Annotated in this window: 19 protein-coding genes; 14 read left to right on the top strand and 5 right to left on the bottom strand. The window is 41.1% G+C overall.

The features are described 5' to 3' along the window. Positions 1–43 precede the first annotated feature (43 nt). Positions 44–2,332, top strand: coding sequence for an acyl-CoA dehydrogenase (locus FR932_RS01255; protein ID WP_019440854.1), 2,289 nt, complete (start codon positions 44–46; stop codon positions 2,330–2,332). A 205-nt stretch (positions 2,333–2,537) separates the two neighbouring features. Here the strand turns inward: FR932_RS01255 and pyk are convergent, their stop codons facing one another. Both pyk and FR932_RS01265 read right to left on the bottom strand, forming a co-directional pair. Then, positions 2,538–3,974 carry a pyruvate kinase gene (gene pyk / locus FR932_RS01260; RefSeq protein WP_019440855.1) on the bottom strand — a complete coding sequence of 479 codons (1,437 nt, stop codon included), beginning with the start codon at positions 3,972–3,974 and terminating at the stop codon, positions 2,538–2,540. A gap of 172 nt (positions 3,975–4,146) precedes the next feature. Then, positions 4,147–4,995, bottom strand: coding sequence for a MurR/RpiR family transcriptional regulator (locus tag FR932_RS01265; protein WP_019440856.1), 849 nt, complete (start codon positions 4,993–4,995; stop codon positions 4,147–4,149). A 370-nt stretch (positions 4,996–5,365) separates the two neighbouring features. Between FR932_RS01265 and FR932_RS01270 the strand changes: the two genes are divergently transcribed. Further along, on the top strand, positions 5,366–6,733 hold the full coding sequence (locus FR932_RS01270; protein ID WP_019440857.1) for an L-serine ammonia-lyase: 1,368 nt from the start codon (positions 5,366–5,368) through the stop codon (positions 6,731–6,733). 37 nt (positions 6,734–6,770) lie between these two features. On the opposite strand, the gene FR932_RS01275 is transcribed toward FR932_RS01270, so the two are convergent. The 3 genes from FR932_RS01275 to flgA all read right to left on the bottom strand — a co-directional run bounded on the left by FR932_RS01275 (position 6,771) and on the right by flgA (position 8,309). Beyond that, positions 6,771–7,199, bottom strand: a complete 429-nt coding sequence (locus tag FR932_RS01275; protein WP_019440858.1) for a flagella synthesis protein FlgN — start codon at positions 7,197–7,199, stop codon at positions 6,771–6,773. Positions 7,200–7,219: 20 nt separating this feature from the next. Continuing rightward, the gene (gene flgM, locus FR932_RS01280) at positions 7,220–7,534 is read right to left on the bottom strand and encodes a flagellar biosynthesis anti-sigma factor FlgM (protein WP_019440859.1); all 315 of its coding nucleotides are present in this window, start codon (positions 7,532–7,534) and stop codon (positions 7,220–7,222) included. Positions 7,535–7,607: 73 nt separating this feature from the next. Then, positions 7,608–8,309, bottom strand: coding sequence for a flagellar basal body P-ring formation chaperone FlgA (flgA, locus tag FR932_RS01285; RefSeq protein ID WP_019440860.1), 702 nt, complete (start codon positions 8,307–8,309; stop codon positions 7,608–7,610). Between the two features lie 167 nt (positions 8,310–8,476). Between flgA and FR932_RS01290 the strand changes: the two genes are divergently transcribed. The 12 genes from FR932_RS01290 (at position 8,477) to FR932_RS01345 (ending at position 20,837) form a co-directional block, all read left to right on the top strand. Further along, a complete protein-coding gene (locus FR932_RS01290; RefSeq protein WP_019440861.1) occupies positions 8,477–9,412 on the top strand; it encodes a chemotaxis protein CheV in 936 nt (311 codons plus the stop codon). 67 nt (positions 9,413–9,479) lie between these two features. Next, entirely contained in the window at positions 9,480–10,304 is an 825-nt protein-coding gene (locus FR932_RS01295; RefSeq protein ID WP_019440862.1) for a CheR family methyltransferase, read from the top strand. Positions 10,305–10,629: 325 nt separating this feature from the next. Beyond that, positions 10,630–11,025 (top strand): flagellar basal body rod protein FlgB, encoded by a 396-nt coding sequence (gene flgB / locus FR932_RS01300; protein ID WP_019440863.1) that lies wholly within the window; start codon positions 10,630–10,632, stop codon positions 11,023–11,025. Positions 11,026–11,027: 2 nt separating this feature from the next. Then, positions 11,028–11,447 carry a flagellar basal body rod protein FlgC gene (gene flgC / locus FR932_RS01305; protein WP_019440864.1) on the top strand — a complete coding sequence of 140 codons (420 nt, stop codon included), beginning with the start codon at positions 11,028–11,030 and terminating at the stop codon, positions 11,445–11,447. 15 nt (positions 11,448–11,462) lie between these two features. Then, positions 11,463–12,173, top strand: a complete 711-nt coding sequence (locus FR932_RS01310; RefSeq protein ID WP_019440865.1) for a flagellar hook assembly protein FlgD — start codon at positions 11,463–11,465, stop codon at positions 12,171–12,173. A 24-nt stretch (positions 12,174–12,197) separates the two neighbouring features. Then, positions 12,198–13,505: a flagellar hook protein FlgE gene (gene flgE / locus FR932_RS01315; protein WP_019440866.1), complete on the top strand. Its 1,308-nt coding sequence runs from the start codon at positions 12,198–12,200 to the stop codon at positions 13,503–13,505. Positions 13,506–13,644: 139 nt separating this feature from the next. Next, entirely contained in the window at positions 13,645–14,388 is a 744-nt protein-coding gene (gene flgF / locus FR932_RS01320; RefSeq protein ID WP_019440867.1) for a flagellar basal-body rod protein FlgF, read from the top strand. Between the two features lie 49 nt (positions 14,389–14,437). Beyond that, on the top strand, positions 14,438–15,226 hold the full coding sequence (gene flgG, locus FR932_RS01325; protein ID WP_019440868.1) for a flagellar basal-body rod protein FlgG: 789 nt from the start codon (positions 14,438–14,440) through the stop codon (positions 15,224–15,226). A 47-nt stretch (positions 15,227–15,273) separates the two neighbouring features. Continuing rightward, entirely contained in the window at positions 15,274–16,029 is a 756-nt protein-coding gene (locus FR932_RS01330; protein ID WP_019440869.1) for a flagellar basal body L-ring protein FlgH, read from the top strand. 257 nt (positions 16,030–16,286) lie between these two features. Next, positions 16,287–17,441 carry a flagellar basal body P-ring protein FlgI gene (locus FR932_RS01335; RefSeq protein ID WP_019440870.1) on the top strand — a complete coding sequence of 385 codons (1,155 nt, stop codon included), beginning with the start codon at positions 16,287–16,289 and terminating at the stop codon, positions 17,439–17,441. Positions 17,442–17,777: 336 nt separating this feature from the next. Continuing rightward, positions 17,778–18,782: a flagellar assembly peptidoglycan hydrolase FlgJ gene (gene flgJ / locus FR932_RS01340; protein ID WP_019440871.1), complete on the top strand. Its 1,005-nt coding sequence runs from the start codon at positions 17,778–17,780 to the stop codon at positions 18,780–18,782. A gap of 75 nt (positions 18,783–18,857) precedes the next feature. Beyond that, positions 18,858–20,837, top strand: a complete 1,980-nt coding sequence (locus FR932_RS01345) for a FlgK family flagellar hook-associated protein (protein ID WP_019440872.1) — start codon at positions 18,858–18,860, stop codon at positions 20,835–20,837. Positions 20,838–20,842: the final 5 nt, after the last annotated feature.

A 20,842-nucleotide genomic window follows, 5' to 3' on the forward strand; every position in this document is an offset into this window, starting at 1 on the left:
TTGTGAGTACAGCACCAAAATGATGAAACAAAAGGAAATCGTTATGAGCGCAATGAGTGAATTTAGAAAAAATAATATCACAGCACCATTATTTAAAGTGTTTAAGAAGATCTTGCCACCGCTTTCGCAAACAGAGCAGGAAGCAATGGAATCTGGTAGTGTTTGGTGGGATGGTGATTTATTCGCAGGTAACCCTGATTGGAATAAAATGCTTAGCTACCCAACACCTAAGTTAAGTAAAGATGAGCAAAGCTTCATTGATAACGAACTTAAAACATTAATGGCGATGCTGGATGATTATAAAATCGTTCATGAAGACCGTGACTTACCAAAACCAGTTTGGGATTTCATTAAATCAAACGGTTTCTTTGCGCTTATCATTCCAAAAGAATACGGCGGTAAAGCATTCTCTGCTTACGCGAACTCAACAATTGTAACAACAATTGCGACACGTAGTTTATCTACGGCGGTAACGGTAATGGTACCTAACTCATTAGGTCCTGGCGAATTACTTGCGCATTATGGTACACAAGCAGAAAAAGATCGCTGGTTACCAGGTCTAGCAAATGGAACTGAAGTACCATGTTTCGCACTGACTGGTCCCGAAGCGGGTTCTGATGCTGGTGGTATTCCAGATATGGGTCGCGTTGTTAAAGAAGAATTTGAAGGTAAAGAAACACTGGGTATCCGCGTATCGTGGAGCAAGCGTTATATTACCTTAGCACCGGTTGCGACTGTACTTGGTCTAGCATTTAAACTACAAGATCCAGATGGCCTGCTGGGTGATAACCTGGATATCGGTATTACTTGTGCATTAATCCCAACATCACACGAAGGTGTTGAAATTGGTGATCGCCACTTCCCTATGGGTCTAGCATTCATGAACGGCACCACTTATGGTGATGATGTATTCATTCCGATGGATTGGGTTATCGGTGGTGCTGATCAAGTGGGTAAAGGCTGGCGTATGCTGGTTGAGTGTTTATCTGCTGGTCGTGGTATTTCTTTACCTGCACTGGGTACAGCATGTGGCCACTTAACGGCGCGTATGACGGGTGCTTACTCATTTGTTCGTAAACAGTTCGGTTTATCAATTGGTAAATTTGAAGGCGTGCAAGAGTCACTAGCACGTATTGGTGGTTTAACTTACCAACTTGAAGCAGCGCGTAAATTTACAACAGGTGCCCTAGATCTAGGTCAAAGCCCTGCAATTGTAACGGCAATCTCTAAGTACCACATGACTGAAATGGCGCGTACAGTGATTGATGATGCGCTTGATATTCAAGCGGGCAGCGGTATTCAATGTGGTCCTAAAAACTACCTAGCACACGCTTACTGGGGTATCCCTGTAGCAATTACGGTTGAGGGTGCAAATATCCTGACACGTAACCTAATGATATTTGGTCAAGGCGCTACACGTTGTCACCCATATGTACTGGGCGAATTACAAGCAGCTGCAAATCCAAATGAGAAAGAAGGTCTAGATCAATTTGATGAGCTGCTACTGAAACATATTGGTTTTGGTGCGAAGAACTTCTTTGGTGCATTAGGTCAAGGTCTTACTGGTGGCGCGCTTAACTCTGCGCCAGTATCGGGTCCAACGAAGCAATACTACAAGCAATTAACTCGTATGAGTAAAGCATTAGCATTGTGTGCTGACGTATCTATGTTAGTACTTGGCGGTGACTTGAAACGTCGTGAAATGATTTCTGCACGTTTGGGTGATGTACTAAGTAACTTATACCTAGCATCTGCAACCTTGAAACATTTTGAAGAGCAAGGTCGTCAAGCTGAAGATCTACCTATGTTGTCTTGGGCTGTTGAACGTAACTTGTTTGAAATCGGTAAAGCATTTACTGGTTTCTTCCAAAACTTCGGCAACAAAGGCATTGCAGGTACATTGAAAACGGTGGTATTCCCATTCGGTATCAACTACAAAATGCCTGCTGATGATACAGCGAAAGCAATTTGTGAAGTACTTATTAAACCAAGTGAAGCACGTGACCGTCTAACGCACCTTTGTTATGTTGGTGATGAGAAAGATGCAAACACTGCAATTTACGATATGGAATCTGCATTCCAAGCTATGTACAAAGTACAGCCAATTGAGAAGAAAATCGCGATTGCGGCATCGAAAGGTACATTGCCACGTAAATTAGCTGCAAAAGTTGCTGCGCCGCTTGCTGTTGAAAAAGGTATCATCACTCAAGTTGAAGCGGATGAACTATTAGCTGCTGATGCATTACGTTTTGCTGCGATTAACGTTGACTCGTTCACGCCTGAAGAGTTTGCTGGTATTTCGACAGTAACAAAAAACGATAAGGTGGCTTAATCTCACGATTAACAACAACGTTAAAATCTAGCTTACGGGTTAGATTTTGAATAAAGAATAAAGAATAAAGAATAAAGAATAAAGAATAAAGAATAAAGAATAAGAAACCGAGGCTATATAAAATAGACTCGGTTTTTTTATGCCTGTTCATTTTATACAAATTAACGGCATTAATTCATACCGTTAACCTTGCCGATAAACTGACTTATTTAACGGTTAGGATCTTGCTGGTATTGGTTGAACCAACCGTGTCCATTTTATCACCTAGCGTTAGCAAAATAATATCACCTGCTTTAACTTGGCCTGTTTCTTTTAGTACCGCGTAAGTCCCTTCAACGATTTGCTCTTGTGATAATCCTTCAGTGTTAAACTGTAAAGGTGTTACACCACGGTATAATGCCGTTGCGTTTAACGTCTTCTGATGTGGAGACAATGAGAAAATAGGTAAACCTGAACTGATGCGAGACATCAATAACGGTGTGGTACCTGATTCACTTAATGCTACAATTGCTTTAACACCTGCTAGGTGGTTAGCTGCATACATAGTCGACATGGCAATTGTTTCTTCGATTGAGTCGAATGTGTAATCAATACGGTGATTCGATACATTAACGCTTGGATGCGTCTCTGCGCCTAAGCACACTTCAGCCATAGCCTTAACTGTTTCGACGGGGAAATCACCCGCAGCAGTCTCTGCAGACAGCATTACCGCATCGGTACCATCAAGTACCGCATTTGCCACGTCCATTACTTCAGCACGTGTTGGCATTGGGCTAGTGATCATTGATTCCATCATTTGCGTAGCCGTGATCACAACGCGGTTATATTTACGTGATAAGTTGATTAATGATTTTTGTACACCAACCAAGGCTGCATCACCAATTTCAACACCTAAGTCACCGCGCGCAACCATGATTGCATCCGATGCTAGGATGATTTCTTTCATTGTTTCTTTTGTTGCAACCGTTTCTGCACGCTCAACTTTGGCACAAATTTTTGCATTTGAGCCTGCAGCACGTACGAGTTCACGCGCGTAATTAATATCAGCACCGTTACGTGGAAAAGAGACTGCAACGAAATCAACGTCAATTTTTGCCGCTGTAATAATGTCTGCTTTGTCTTTATCTGTAAGCGCTTCAGCAGATAAACCACCGCCTTGCTTATTGATGCCTTTATTATTTGATAATGGACCTGCCACTGTGACTTCAGTGTGGATCTGTTGACCGTTAATTTCGATTACTTTTAATTGTACGCGACCATCATCTAATAACAGCACGTCACCGGCGAATACATCACTTGCTAGTTCAGGATAATCGATACTCACGCACTGGTTAGTACCCGCTGTTTTATCAAATGTTGCATCTAGGCAGAATTTGTCACCTAGGTTTAAATTAATTTTACCTTCAGCGAATTTAGATACACGGATTTTAGGGCCTTGAAGATCACCTAAAATAGCCACGTGTTTGTTATGTTTTTTGGCAATCGCACGTACATCTTCTGCGCGTTTAATATGGTCTTCGGCGTTACCATGAGAAAAGTTCATACGTACCATATTGGCACCAGCAAGAATAATTTTTTCTAGATTATTATCACGATCAGTTGCTGGACCTAAAGTGGTTACAATTTTAGTACGACGTAACATAATGACTCCATATGAGTAATGAGATTATTTATTTGTGTTGTTTAAGCGTTGTCAGACAAAAGGTAGTCTTCAATAGTTTTAGTATGCAAAGGATTGATGACGCTTTGGTGACAATAAATTAAAAGAGCGATAGGGATATAAAAATGGCCACGTATGAGTGGCCATTTTGGTATTAATCTATTTTATTGAAGCGTGAATCTTTGATTGCTGATTTCACTTTCTTCAAATTTTCGCGGAATTTATCACCACGGCGTAATGTGAAGCCGGTTGCGAGTACATCGACCAGTACTAATTGCGCAACACGTGATGCCATTGGCATATATACGTCGGTATCTTCCATCACATCAAGTGAAATAACTAAATTAGAATATTCCGCTAACGGTGAATCTTGTGCTGTAATACCAATAACGATGGCATCATTTTCACGTGCTAGTTTTGCCACATCAACCATACTCTTAGTACGGCCTGTGTGTGAGAACAATACTACGACTGAATCTTCAGTACTGTTAATGACGCTCATGCGTTGCATCATGATGTCATCAAAACAAATCACGGGTACGTTGAAACGGAAAAACTTGTTTTCCGCATCACGTGCAACCGATGCTGAAGCACCTAAACCAAAGAACGAGATCTGCTTTGATTGGATTAATAGATCAACCGCTTTATTAATCACTTCTGGATCTAGGCTGTTTTTTGCTGAGTCTAAGTGCGCAATTGTCGTTTCAAATATTTTTTGTGTGTAAACTTCTGGACCATCGTTGGCCTCTACGTTTCTGTTTACGTACGGCGTACCGTTCGCCAAGCTCTGCGCTAAATGCAGTTTAAAATCAGGGTAGCCTTTGGTATCTAAACGGCGGCAAAAACGATTTACAGTCGGTTCACTGACATCTGCAACTTTAGCAAGTGTCGCAATACTTGAATGAATAGCAGATTGCGGAGATTCTAGAATAACATCAGCAACCTTTTTTTCAGACTTACTGAATATTTCTAAATTTTGGATTATTTTTTCGAGCATACTCATGATATTTTCCTGGCAAGCTCCGCAATGGGCGCATGATGAAAGTGATTAAGATAAATGCGAATCTATAGCGGCATTATAAACCTTACTGAATATTTATTACGTCAATTATGTAAAAAATATGAACTAAGTCGAACTATTATTACATTTTTTAATTATTTTTAGCATAGTTAAACGGCCTTTTGTGATTTTATTACAATGAAAATGGCCTGGACAGCACAAATATAGCGCGAATGCTGCCTTTGTCGGCAGAGAATATGTAGGTTTATAACTAATTATGGTCGTAATATATTTTCAATAAAGTAATAAAATTGCATCAACAATCATGTGCTATACCTACAGTAAGTCTTATTCATTAATTAGGGAGCATTTTATGATCAGTACCTTTGACATGTTTAGTATTGGGATCGGGCCATCTAGCTCGCATACTGTTGGCCCTATGCGCGCTGCATTTGATTTTTTACAGCACCTTAAAGCGCTCGATAATCGACAATCGATAGTCAGCATTAATGTAGCTTTGTTTGGATCGTTAGGGCAAACAGGGGTTGGTCATGGCAGCGATATCGCCGTTATTTTAGGTTTAGCGGGTCATGAACCGGATCGTATCGATTCAGAACTAGTCCCCTCGATCTTATCGACCATCGAAGCAGATCAGGGGATTAACTTAGCCGATATTGGTTTTGTGCCTTTTTCGCGTACTGAGAACATCATATTACATCAACGTAAAACCTTGTCTTACCACAGTAACGGCATGACTATCACGGCATTGAGTAGCGATGATACCTTACTCAGCAAGACTTATTATTCTATTGGTGGCGGTTTTATTCTTGATCATGACCATATAGATAAACCTTTAGAAGAAAATGCACAGACGCCAGCTAAATATAAATTTGATAGTGCTGAAGAGCTACTTGCTACGTGCCGTGCAAACGGTTTGTCGATTGCTAAGCTGATGTATGAGAATGAGCGCCAATTAAATACTGATGCTGTTATCGATGAGAAACTATTAGCACTACACGATATTATGGTCGATTGTATTCAACGAGGTTGTCGAAATGACGGTATCTTACCGGGCGGCTTAAATGTGCGCCGTCGAGCCCCCGGACTGTTTGAGAAGTTACAAGCGCCGGAAGCTAAAGATGATACCTTCCACGGCATGGATTTCGTCAACATGTATGCGATGGCGGTGAATGAAGAAAATGCCGCAGGCGGACGCGTGGTGACAGCGCCGACCAATGGCGCTGCAGGCATTATTCCTGCCGTCATGTATTTTTATGATCAATTCGTGAGTCCGTTAACGGAAGACAAAATTAAAACCTATCTACTTACTTGTGCAGCAATCGGTACCTTATATAAGAAAAACGCCTCTATTTCTGGTGCTGAAGTTGGCTGTCAGGGGGAAGTTGGTGTCGCTTGCTCTATGGCCGCTGCTGGATTGACTGCCATTAGAGGTGGCACGTTAGAGCAAGTTGAGCATGCAGCTGAGATTGGCATGGAGCATAACTTGGGCTTAACGTGTGATCCTGTTGCAGGTTTAGTGCAGATCCCATGTATCGAACGTAATGCGATTGGCGCGGTGAAAGCGATTAATGCCTCGCGTATGGCGCGTATGGGCACTGGCGATCACAAAGTATCACTTGATCAGGTGATTAAAACGATGAAAGCGACGGGTGATGATATGAAAAATAAATATAAGGAAACGTCGAAAGGGGGTCTAGCGATTAATGTAACGGTTTGTTGAGCTAAAGGACGATATAAAGTTTTTGTACGCAGTATTGCTACGACTTAAACGTCATACCAAGTGTAGAGAACGAACCTCGAGTACGGCCTAACTTGTCATAAGTGATATTGTTACGTGAGCGACTGCGGATAATAGTATCACCTAGTCGTTTGGTATTACGTAAATTGAGCTCTATCAGCTTGCCGTTAATATCGTTTAATTCTTGGCATTGAGTGAGTTCGGTTTCAATTTGTTGTTTTTGCGGGAGATAGGTCGATAGTAATTCTGCAGCATCAGCATGCTGGCTGATTTTGACATCAAGTTCGGCAATGTGTGTTATTTGCTGTTGTTTATCTTGACTGATCTTTTCTAAAGCTGTGACATCACGTGACTCTAACGCCGATTTTTCAGCCGTTAGTAGAGCCATTAATTGTTCTACATAAGATACTTGTAAACCAAGTAATTCAGGTAACGTTTTTATTGTCATCTCTATCTATAGTGCACTGGTTATGCGAGTAAAGTTTCGAAGTTAGACATATTCTTTGCTAATTTATTGGCATCAACTTGATAGCTGCCATCAGCAATGGCTTTTTTCAAACTTTCTACTTTAGACTCGTTAACGGGTGTACCTTGAGCTAAATCATGTTCCATAGCGGTCAAACTTTTGGCTTGTGATGTGATGTTAACCGAGTCACCTTGCGCGATCCGTTGCGGTGAAGTTTGCGTCGCATTATCACCACTTACGTTGGCTTTTTGCTGCGTACTTCTCGCTTGATCAAGCTGGAGACTACGATTATTTAAATTGGTTAAGTTTATGGCCATTTCTCTACCTATTGCATAGTAAACAGGTGTACTAAAATATTATCGACCCTTGATAATAAAACTTTAGCATAATTTAATAGTTTATTTGGATAATGCCTGCTGCTTGGACAATACCTGAAACGATTCGTTTCGATTTTGTGTTGCGCACATTGATTTTGTCGCCAAGCACGCCATTAGACAAAGCTACACCAGCTGTTTTTACAGTTAAATTTCCCACTGAGCTGGTAATTGTAACGCTTTCCCCTTTACACACAAGACAAATATCCCGTGTTGAGATCATTTGCCCACTCGAAAGTTGGCGTTTTAGGCGTGCTCTATTTACAAAGGCCAAGTCAGATATATAACCCGAGCGTAATAATACCCGGTTCATATAATCTATTTTAGTATTGTTTTTAGTTAATAGGCTACCTTTTGATAATGGTCGGTTACTGACCACGACTGGCACTAGTCGAATAATCTTTACCGGTACATGAAGTTGCCAATTATCAGTATTATCACAACGTATTCTAACGGTTGCAGAGCGTTGTAAGCTTTTATTACCGACTAATTCCGCGGCCATGTTACCTTCGCACTGAGTTACTGTTATCCTGCGATCAATTTTAGTGACTTCTATGCTGACTCTTTCATTCTCGTTACTAAATAGTTGCGCTTTGATAAAAGATTCCGCAAACTCTTCAAGAACTTGATGTTTATCTGTTTTTGCGTACGCATATGGTAAATGGCTTGCTAAACTTAAGCTGTATAAGAATAGCAATGAGAAAAAATATTTAAACATTTAGGTTTCTAAGCCGATATAAGATTAAAGGTTACGTATAAAGTGATTTGAGGGCCAATTTTTTGACTTCTTTATACCGTAAACGACAATATAACTGGATAATACAGTGGTAAGAGCAATATTTAAGCCACTTTGATGATAATAGCTACTTTAGCTGAGGATGAATAATGGCAGGATTACTTGATACGGTCAATCAACGCACACAACTCGTGGGGCAAAACCGTCTAGAACTACTTATGTTTCGCTTAAACGGACGTCAGCGTTTCGGCATCAATGTATTTAAAGTGAAAGAAGTACTGCAATGCCCACCATTAACGATCTTACCTAAGCTAAATAGTGTTGTGCGAGGGGTTGCACATATCCGTGGGCAAACGATTTCGGTTATCGACTTGAGTTTAGCGACAGGCGGTCGTCCTATCCAGGATCTGAGTAAAGCATTTATCATTATCTCGGAATATAACCGTTCTGTGCAAGGGTTTTTAGTCTCAAGCGTTGAGCGTATTATTAACATTAACTGGGAATCAATTTTACCACCGCCAAAAGGGACTGGTCGTTTTAGCTACTTAACGGCTGTGACTGAAGTTGATAATGAACTGGTTGAAGTACTCGATGTGGAAAAAATTCTCCATGAAGTTGCGCCAGTTAGCATGGAAATTAGTGACGAAGTACTAGAGACGGTTTCTGATATTGATAAAACTGCTATCGAGAAAGTGATTTTAGTTGTGGACGATTCAAGTGTTGCTCGAAATCAGATCAAGAAAGCTGTGTCAGATCTTGGTTTCAAGATTGTACTGGCTAAAGATGGCCGTGATGGCTTGAATAAGTTACGTGAAATGGCTGTTAATGGACCGATTTCAGAGCAGGTTGCGTTAATGATTTCAGATATCGAAATGCCAGAAATGGATGGTTATACACTCACGGCAGAAGTGAGAAATGACTCGTCATTAAATGATTTATATATTATTTTACACACATCATTAAGTGGTGTGTTCAATCAGGCGATGGTTGCTAAAGTTGGCGCAAATGACTTTATTGCTAAATTTAACCCTGATGAACTTGCTGGTGCAGTATTGAAAGCGTTAAAAGCAGCGGATCCTAGCTAGGTGAACTACTATGTCGAATAAATAGTCGAATACAAATGTTTTTAGATTTAAAGTTGAGTAAAAAATAGTGCAAACATTGTCAAATGAAGTATATACCCGCTTTAGTGAATTCCTTGAGATTCAGTGCGGTATTGTATTAGGGCAAAATAAACAATATTTAGTTAAGAGTCGTTTGTTGCCACTATTGGCAAAACATAAGATGAGTAATTTAACTGAGCTAGTACAGAAATCGATGACCATGTTAGCGCGTGATTTACGCAATGATGTTATTGATGCGATGACGACGAATGAAACGCTATGGTTTCGTGACGTTTATCCGTTTGAGTATTTACAAGCTAAGATCTTACCTGAATTTATTAATAAAGGTCAGCCGGTAAAAATATGGTCAGCGGCATCATCGTCTGGTCAAGAACCGTTTTCGATTGCGATGTCTGCGATTGAAACACAGGATAGAATTAAGCGCATAGGCAAACCTAATGTACAAATTGTAGGTACGGATATTTCGCCGACCATGATTAAGCACTGTAAAGAAGGGATCTATGATCGCCTCGCGCTTGGTCGTGGTTTATCGCCTGAACGTAAACGTCAGTTCTTCAGTATATTGCCTGATGACAAAATGAAGGTGAATCGTGAGGTTCAGCAATTAACTTCATTTCGTGAAATCAATTTGTTAGAAAGTTATGCCTTGTTGGGCAAATTTGACATCATTTTTTGCCGAAATGTACTCATTTACTTTTCACCAAAGATTAAAAGTCAGATATTGAATCAATTTGCAGCATCCTTAAAACCGGGTGGTTATTTATTTTTAGGCGCATCAGAATCGTTAACAGGTCTAACTGATAAATTTGAAATGGTTCGTTGTAATCCAGGTATTGTTTACAAGCTTAAATAATTTACCTTGCGATGAGTTACCGTATGAACATGGATGTTCATTTATTGGCGCTAACTAACCGAAATACTGCGTCAAAAAATTGTGTCACAACGATTTTTCTCCCTCCCTTCATCTTGGTTGACTCTACCTCCCTTGTGATACTCCCTTGTGGCGCTCTCTTTAATAATCGGCAAAAAATTTAAGTTGTTGTTTTTAATTAACTTAAATTTTATTTGTCAATAATGCTTATTCTCTAATGTCTTTTATGGCACACATGTTGCTTTATCCTTTATATCATCGTAATTATCATGCGATTGATTACGATATAAATGTTTAGGAGGCGTTCATGGCTATTAATTTTGATAATGCATTAGGTATACACCAGTATTCTGTCGGCGTAAGAGAGCGACGCGCAGAAGTACTCGCGAGTAATATTGCCAATGCAGATACCCCAGGTTTTAAAGCTAAAGATTTAACCTTTAAGGATGCATTAGCAAGTGCAACTCAGGGCTCTAGCTTTAACTTATCAAATACCAGTGAGCGTCATATATCAGGTGGCAGAGGTATTGCGTCTGATTTGCAATTTAGAGTCCCTAACCAACCAGATACCGGTGACGGCAATACTGTGGATGTGCAAGAAGAGCGTTCTAACTTCATGCAAAACAGTATGGAATATCAAGCATCATTGTCATTCTTAAGCAGCAAGTTTCAAACACTGAGCAAGGCAATTAAAGGACAATAATTATGAGTTTATTTCGAGTCTTTGATGTTGCCGGTTCGGCAATGAGTGCACAATCGGTGCGTTTAAATACTACCGCGAGTAATCTTGCTAACGCAAATAGCGTGAGTAGTAGTGCTGACGAAACGTATAAAGCCCGCTATCCAATCTTTCAAGCACAATTAGATCAAGCTAATGCTGCTCAAAATGAAGCAGTTGGCGTGAATGTTGCAAGGATTGTAGAGAGTGATGCACCATTAGTAAATGAGTTTAATCCTAATCACCCATTGGCAGACGAAGATGGTTATGTATATCGTCCCAATGTAAACGTTATGGAAGAGATGGCGAATATGATTAGCGCATCTCGTTCATACCAAACTAACGTGCAAATAGCTGATTCCGCTAAACAAATGTTAACTAAAACATTAGCGTTAGGTAAAGGTTAATAGAGGTATTTGGTTGTGACGACAATTAACAATAGCAATAACATAGCTGATTTCAGCAGTCAGTTTAAAACTGAGAAGAAGGATGCGGCAGAGCAGGCGGCAGAAACTACCCGCAAAGAGCTTGGCCAAGAAGATTTTTTCTCGTTACTGACACAGGAACTGGCTTATCAAGACCCGTTCAAACCGGTAGAAAACTCGGAAATGGTGGCGCAAATGGCGTCGTTTACCACCGCCGATGGTATTTCCAAGATGGATACCAAGTTTGAACAGTTAAATACGATCATGAGCTCAAACCAAGCACTACAAGCGTCAAGTTTAGTTGGTAGCAAGGTGCTTGCGCCTGCATCGTCGGCATTTTTATCTGCGGATGAGAATGTATCTGGACGTATTGATTTACCGCAGGGTGCACCTAATATGCGCTTACAAATAGCCAACCAAGTTGGTGAAGTGGTTAAAGTGATTGATATGGGTGAACAGAAGGCCGGTGCAATTCCTTTTGAGTGGGACGGCACTGACATGAACGGCAATAAAGTGGCGGAAGGAAGTTACCGCTTGAAGGCATCTGCGTCGATAGACGGCAATGCTCAAGACCTTAAAATATTAAGTTTCCAGCATGTTGAAAGCGTTAACATAGGTAATACGGGTAACGGTATTATGCTGAACTTAAAAGGTATGGGTAGCTTACCACTGAGCCAAGCAACAGAAGTTGCCTCGAAAACTTACTAAATTTATTGAATAAAAGGAAATTTTATGTCGTTTAACATCGCCTTGAGTGGGATCAACGCTGCTCAGAAAGACCTTAATACAACAGCAAATAACATTGCTAACGTTAATACCACGGGTTTTAAAGAGTCGCGCGCTGAGTTTGGTGATGTCTATGCAACATCGATTTTCTCTAATGCTAAAACATCGGTTGGCAACGGTGTAGCAACGGCCCATGTTGCCCAGCAGTTTCAACAAGGCAGCTTGAATTTCACCGAAAATTCGCTGGATTTAGCGATTAACGGTAATGGTTTCTTCGTGATGTCGGACGGTCTGGAATCGATGGACCGTAATTATACCCGTGCTGGTGCTTTTAAATTAGATTCAAATAGTTTTGTGACTAACTCGGCGGGTAATTACCTGCAAGTTTATGATGTGAATGATGATGGTTCTCCAAAAGCGGTGAGCATGGCGTCAACAAAACCGCTGCAAATACCTGATACCGCGGGTGTTCCAGAATCAACGGGTAATGTTGATATGACGATGAATTTACCAGCCACTTCTCCTGTGTTAGATCCGACGAAGTTTGATCCGGCGGATAGTTCGACGTTCACATCAGCGACGTCAGTATCAATTTATGATTCACTCGGTGAGTCACATACTTTGTCTACTTATTACATTAAAGATGGTACAGCGGGTGCACCTGCAAACTCGTGGTTAGAGTTTAATTATGTAGATGACCAACCAATTGATATTGTGGGTGGTCAAGCTGTTGCAGCGGCGCCTGGTACGCCTGTTAAGCCTGCTGCGTTAAGACTAACTTTTGATTCTTCTGGTTTATTACAACAACAATTACCTGCCATTGCTGAGACTGTACCGCTCGGTGCGATTTTAACTAATGGTGCAGATACCACTCAGACAGTTAAAATAAATATTAATAATCCGACTCAGTTTGCTTCTGCGTTTGAAGTTTCAAAATTAGAACAAGACGGCGCGACAGTTGGCCGTTTGACTGGTATTGATATCGGTCCTGATGGCATGGTTGCCGCGAGTTACAGTAATGGGCGTAATGATAAGTTAGGTATGATTGCCATGGCTAAGTTTGCTAACGAACAAGGCCTAAGCCAAACCGGTGATACTGGTTGGCGTGCATCACAACTTTCAGGTAATGCGATCGCAGGTGAAGCGAACTCTGGTACCTTTGGTAAAATTAACTCATCGGCACTTGAGCAGTCAAATGTAAACTTGACCAGTGAACTAGTTGACTTAATTACGGCACAACGTAACTACCAAGCGAATTCAAGAACCTTAGAAGTGAATTCTAAACTGCAAGATACGGTATTGCAGATCCGTTAACGTAGCGGCTCGATAAGCCATTTTGATAAAAAGCCACCCTATTTAGGGTGGCTTTTTCATTTTGGCACTTTAATTGCTTTATCACTGGTATTAGACGGATAATTAACGATTTCAACGAAAAGTGACAGAGGATTGACGAATGGACAATATGCTTTATATCTCGATGTCGGGTGCCAAAGAAAATATGAATGCATTGGCTGTTCGTGCCAATAATATTGCCAATGTGAATACACACGGCTTTAAAGCTGATTTTGAACAAGCACGTTCAATGCAAGCTTTTGGTGAAGGTCTTCCTACTCGTGTATTTGCGATTACTGAAAGCCCAGGGCAAGATTTTACCGGTGGTGCATTACAGCAGACTGGTAATGCTTTGGATGTTGCGATCCAAGGTGATGGTTGGTTAAGTGTCATGGACGATCAGAATAAAGAAAGCTATACCCGTAGCGGCAGTCTACATATGGGCCCGACAGGTGAGTTATTAACATCATCAGGCCGACCTGTTATCGGTGAAAATGGTCCTATCGTTATACCGACACCCGTTGAACAAATTAAAATTCATGCTGATGGTCGCATCGAGGTTCGTCCGCAAGGCGCCCCAGCAAACGCATTGGAAGAAGTTGATCAATTAAAATTGGTTAACCCCGATGTGCGTAATTTAGTGAAAGGCTATGATGGCATGTTTCGACAAGCTGACGGCACGCCTGCCGCGGTTGATTTAAACGTCCAAGTCGCAGGTGGCGCACTAGAAACCAGTAATGTAAGTGCTGTTGGTGAACTTACTGGCATGATTAATCTGCAACGTCAGTTTGAAATGCAGATCAAAATGATGAAAACAGCAGAAGAGAATGACAAAGCATCTGATTCGCTATTACGGATCAGCTAATTCTCATTGATGAGTTCACGAGCAGTATAAATTAGACGAGGAAAACGTTATGAATCCGGCATTATGGATAAGTAAGACAGGCTTAGAAGCACAGCAAACAAATATCTCAACCATTTCAAATAACTTGGCCAATGCCAGTACGGTTGGTTTTAAGAAAGAGCGTGCAATTTTTGAAGATCTGCTCTATCAAGCAGTGAATCAACCGGGTGGTCAATCGACTCAAAACACCAAATTACCTTCAGGTTTAATGGTTGGTTCTGGTGCGCGTGTTGTGGCTACGCAAAAAGATCACTCACAAGGTAACATGCTAACGACAGATAATTCGTTAGACATGATGGTGAGTGGGCGTGGTTTTTTCGAAATTGAAATGCCTGATGGTACAACGTCATATACTCGTAACGGTCAATTTACCTTAAATGATGAAGGTATTATTGTGACGCCGGGTACGGGTTATCCGTTACAGCCACAGATTCAAATACCAGCTGACGCGCAAACGGTGACCGTATCGGAAGACGGTGAGATTTCGGTTAGTCTGCCAGGGCAAACCAACAATCAAACGGTTGGGCAGATTAATATTTCCGATTTTGTTAATCCTGGTGGTTTACAGCCAATTGGACAAAATATGTATATTCAAACGGGTGCCAGTGGTGATCCGGTACAGGGTTTACCAAGTAATGAAGGTCTCGGTAAATTAGTGCAAGGTGCGATTGAGACATCGAATGTAAACGTAACGGAAGAGTTGGTTAACCTGATTGAAAGTCAGCGTGTATACGAAATGAATTCCAAAGTAATCTCAGCCGTTGATGAAATGCTAAGTTACACTAATCAACAGCTTTAATTTAGCCACTTATAGTTAACTGTTAACTCTTATGATCGAGAATTGTTATGCGTAATTTTATCTTTGCTATATTTGTGTTTATGCAACTTGCTGGTTGTTCGTCTTTAGTTAAAGTCAAAGAAAATGTGGTCGCTAAAAATGAAGACGCCACTAAAACTGAAGATGCGGAAGAGCCAGCTGATGTCAATGAAACACCACAGCAAGATTCGCCTGATTATGCCCCGATTGTACCTGATGATAACCCAGTACAAGCAAAAGTGACGGGGTCGTTATTTAATCCGCAATACAATAATAATATTTTCTCAGACATTAAAGCACGTCGTGTCGGCGATATTATCACGGTGACATTAACAGAATCGACGAGTGCTAAAAAGCAGGCTAGCTCAAACCTAGGCAAAGACAATTCATTTGAGTTAGACCCAGTTAGTCTTGGCGGCGAAGATGTGGTCATCGGTGGTTATAAGATCGAAGGTAGCTTAAATCAGACCAGTACTTTCTCGGGTAACGGTTCTGCAGACCAAAGCAACAGTTTAGACGGTAATATTTCGGTCACTGTTGTCCGTGTACTACCTAATAACAACCTAGTCATACGTGGTGAAAAATGGCTAATGCTGAATAATGGTAATGAGTTTATCCGCCTCACTGGTTTACTACGTCCGCAAGATGTCGACGCTGACAATAAAGTTAATTCAGCATTGATCGCCAACGCGCGAATTCAATATGGTGCGGTTGATGATTTAGGCGAGGCTCAAATACAAGGCTGGGCAACTAAATTCCTTAATGGCAACACATGGCCTTTCTAACCAATATTTGAAGTCAGTATTCGAAGCAAATATTAAGCGTATATCGCCATGATGCTAGCACTGATTACTATCCTGATGTATTCAGCGCTGGTATGTAAATGATATTTCGGTGTATAAATTACAGGTTGGTATGACAATTGCTTTAGCTATATAACTGAGATTATTTAGCCGTAGTCATAATTTTGGCAGTCAAAGTACAAACCAAAATAATGACCGCGCAGTAAATAATGACAATTTTTATAGCACAGGTTATCTAGATGAAACGATTAATACGTATCAAGTTAGCAACTCAAATGAAGCTACAGCAACATGTATTGCTGGGGATGAGTATTGCCTTGTTAAGCTTTTTTGTGCTTACCATTAATTCCGCTCATGCGGCTCGGATTAAAGATATTAGTTCTGTGCAAGGCGTTCGAGATAACCAATTAATCGGCTATGGTCTGGTTGTTGGTTTACCAGGAACGGGCGAAAAAAGTAACGCCTTTTCTGAACAAAGCTTTAAAACCATGTTGAATAATTTTGGTATCACCATGCCAGAAGGCGCGAAAGTTAAAATTAAAAATGTAGCTCCTGTCGCTGTAAGTGCGGTACTACCGGCATTTACTAAGCCGGGTCAAACCATCGACGTGACGGTTGCAGCCATTGGTGAGGCAAAAAGCTTACGTGGTGGTTTATTACTGCAAACCTTTTTGAAAGGTGCTGATGGTCAAGTGTATGCATTAGCACAAGGTAGTTTGGTTGTTGGTGGTCTTGGCGTTGAGGGTCGAGATGGCTCTCAGATAACAGTAAATACGCCCACCGTTGGCCGCATTAGTAGTGGTGCGATTGTAGAGAAAGAAGTCCCTACGCCATTTGGTGATGGTGATTTCCTGACATTCAACTTACACCGTGGTGACTTTTCTAACGCCAAGCGTTTAGCTGATTCGATTAACAACTTGGTTGGTCCTAATACCGCTTATCCGATGGATGCGACATCGGTACGTGTTCTGGCACCGCGTGATATTTCGCAGCGTGTGGCTTATTTGGCGACATTAGAAAACCTCGAATTAAAAATGGCGGATGAATCAGCCAAGATTATTGTTAATTCACGTACTGGTACGATCGTGATTGGTCAAAATGTACAGCTTAAGCCTGCCGCGATCACCCATGGCGGTTTAACTGTAACGATCAATGAAACGCAAGAAGTCTCACAGCCGAATGCGTTTGCTAACGGTGAGACTGTGGTCACCAATAAATCGACTATTAACGTCACACAGGAAGATGCGCGTATGTTTAAGTTGGATGCGGGGGCGACACTTGATGATTTGATTCGTGCAGTCAATCAGGTCGGTATTGCGCCGGGTGACTTAATGTCCATTCTAGAAGCGCTGAAGGATGCGGGGGCACTCGACGGTCAGTTGATCATTATTTAATGTCGCTAAGCTAATTAAATCTCAGGTTAAACCTGCGACAGGGTTTTGATATAAAAGCGCTATAACCCATGATGTGGTTTAGCGCTTTTTTTGTATCTATTTATTATTAGACCGTTAGTTGGTCTAAGAATTGCTTTGTTATAGATAACCATGAGCGAAAATGCGTTGTTCATATCTTAAGTTGTTGATTTTATGGGGTTGATAAGCGACGGATAAATGACAGTGATAGCAAGTTGGCTATTTTGTAAATGAATAACGGACTGAAAATAACGTTCTAAACTAATCATCTGCAATAACGATCTAAATAATATAATCGAAAACAGTAACGGGCTGGGTATGGATAATTCATTTAAAACAAATGTGAACAGTAACGTCTTAGATACGCATAATCTGGATTCTTTACGTAAGCGTGCGCAAGGCAATGATGAAGGCGCATTGAAAGAGGTCGCACAACAGTTTGAATCTTTGTTTACCAACATGCTGATGAAAAGTATGCGTGAAGCAAATGCCGCATTTGAAACCGACAGCCCGATGAATAATAACTACACCCAGTTTTATCGTGACATGCAAGATAAGCAGATGGCTGCAGATATGAGCCAAACAGGTAGCCTAGGATTGGCTGATGTCATTGTTAAGCAACTATCAAATAATGGCGGCAATTATATGCCAGCCTCGTCATTAAACGGTGATACCAATCCATTGCAGAACCTGAAAACAAACAACGGTAATACAACGGCAGGGAAGACACTCCTGGAAGGTGCCGAAAGCCCAGCAATCAAAGCGATTGATGCTGACGGTAAGCCTGTCGATGATACCACTCAACCTGGAAACCCTTTAGCAGCCGCAGCCCCTTTCGCAGCTTCAGCGCCAAAAATGCAATTCAACAGCCCGGAAGAATTTGTTACTTCACTCGCCCCTTTTGCTGATGTTGTTGCAAAACGTTTGAACGTATCTCCTGATGTGTTACTTGCGCAAGCGGCACTAGAAACAGGTTGGGGTAAGAAAGTATCAACTGATAATAAAGGTGATAGCTCGCATAATCTCTTCAATATTAAAGCTGATAAACGTTGGGAAGGGCCAACGGCAAGCGTGGACACACTCGAGTTTAAAGACGGTGTGGCCAAGCGTGAAAACCATCAATTTAGAAGCTATCAAGATTTTCAATCGAGCTTTAATGATTTTGCTAACTTCTTGCAGTCCGGTGATCGTTATAGTGATGCATTAAGTAATTCTGCAGATTCGGCACAGTTCTTGAATGGTTTACAGCAAGCTGGTTATGCCACAGACCCGAATTACGCCGCGAAAATAAAGAATGTGATGAAGCATGATGCATTTAAATAACGCTGGTTAATGTCGTGGTAGCGTAACAATAATCTTATTTTTGAGTGATGAACTGATAGTTAGGGCTGTAATCTGATGGCGAATTTATTACAAATAGGTACCTCTGGTGTACTTGGTCATCAGCAAATGCTGCAGACCACAGGTAATAACATTTCGAATGTTAATACTGATGGTTATAGCCGTCAGCGCACCCAACATAACTCGCAAACCGATAATATGGGACTTGCGCGATCCGTTACCGGCCGAGAAGTGGATAAATTTGCGCAAGCTGAATTATTAATTGATACCAGCGCTTTTGGTAACAAAGAAAAATTCTTGGCAGAAATTACGCGTACCGATCAAGTGTTATCTGATAAATCAAATAATATGGCTGCAGGTGTATCACAGTTATTTGAATCTTTTCATACCGCCAATGATGACCCTACATCTATCTCTAATCGTCAACTAGCTGTCACTGATGCAAAAACATTAGCGGCAAGTTTTCGTAATGTTGGCGAACAATTAAATAACCAAGCGCAAACGGCGAACAGTGAAATTGCCGAAAAACCGGCATTACTAAACTCATTGATTCAAGACGTACATGGTTTGAATAAGCAGGTGATGATCGCAGACGGTACATCACGTGGTGCCTCTGGTGCATTACTTGATCAGCGAGATGTCGCGATAGAATCATTAGCGAAAGAGCTTGATATATCAACGATTGTTAATGATAACAAAAGTATTTCAATTAACTTATTGAATGGCCAACCGTTAGTTATGCAAAACAGTGTTAGCCAATTTTCTGCTGTGACGGGTGATCCTGAATCTAATAACATAGAGCTGGTATTAAACATTGATAAAAATACCATGCCTTTGCAAACCACGAATCTTGGTGGGCGGATCGGTGCTTTACTTGAGTTTCGCGATGAGACTGTTTATTCGTCATTACGAGAAATTGGCCAGTTGAGTCTGGGTATTGCAGATGCTGTGAATAGCCAAAATAAAATGGGTTTGGACTTGAATGGTAATATGGGGAAAGACATATATACGATCCCACCAACGCAAGCGAAGCATTTTTCAGATAACTCGAACCCTGCGCATGTGATTACTTCTCAGATGATCGCTGGTAAGGGCAGTTCGTTGACTACTAGCCAATATCAAATTTCGATGACAAGCCCGATGACCTTCGATGTGTTTGAAATTAAAAATGGGGAACGTAGTGCTAATCCACTCGCTGTTAATGGCGCTTATCCTGGTCCCGTTGAAATCGCAGAACATGGCTTTGAAATTGACTTTTCTGCCGCTGCAGGTGGTTTTCAAAGTGGCGATAAATTTTTAATGAGCCCGACATTATTTAATCTTAATGACTATGACATTACCAATACACAGCCAGAAGATATTGCCTTAGCATCCATTTTACAAACTAAGACTGGTGCAGCGAATACGACGATGAGTCGACTCGCAGTGACGGAAATATCGGATACTAGTTTATCTTTTTCGAATAATAATTTAAGCATCACGGCACCGCAACAAGTCACTGTAAACAATAGTGGTGACTTTGATATTTTCGATGGTAACGGCACCTACATGGCTACGAGTTCAGGTGCGTTAAATGGTCAGGATTTATTCAGCAATGCCATTCCGCCATTAAACCCGGGTGTCGGTTATGAAATTAAAATGGATGGGAAACCCAATTTAGGTGAAAGTTTTACCTTGGCTTATAACCGCGATTCAATAGCAGATAACAGTAACGGTTTAAAGCTTGCGGGTTTGGAAAATGACGATAAGTTACGAAAAAATCATAATAGTAACGGTGAAAACCAGATGACTTTTGCCGAAGGTATTTCAACCTTAATCTCTACCGTCGGTAACCAAACTCGTGCGGCTCGGGTTGACTCATCTGCTAATGAAGCCAAATTAATACAGAGCCAGAATTGGATTGAAAGTGTTTCAGGCGTCAACTTAGACGAAGAGGCGGCAAATATGGTGCGCTATGAGCAAGCTTACAATGCTTCAGCACAAGTCGTGAGTATTTCAAAAGAAATATTTGACACTATTCTGAACGCGGCGAGGTAATCGAT

Origin of the sequence: Moritella marina ATCC 15381, assembly GCF_008931805.1 — a bacterium.
GTDB classification, from domain to species: Bacteria; Pseudomonadota; Gammaproteobacteria; order Enterobacterales; family Moritellaceae; genus Moritella; species Moritella marina.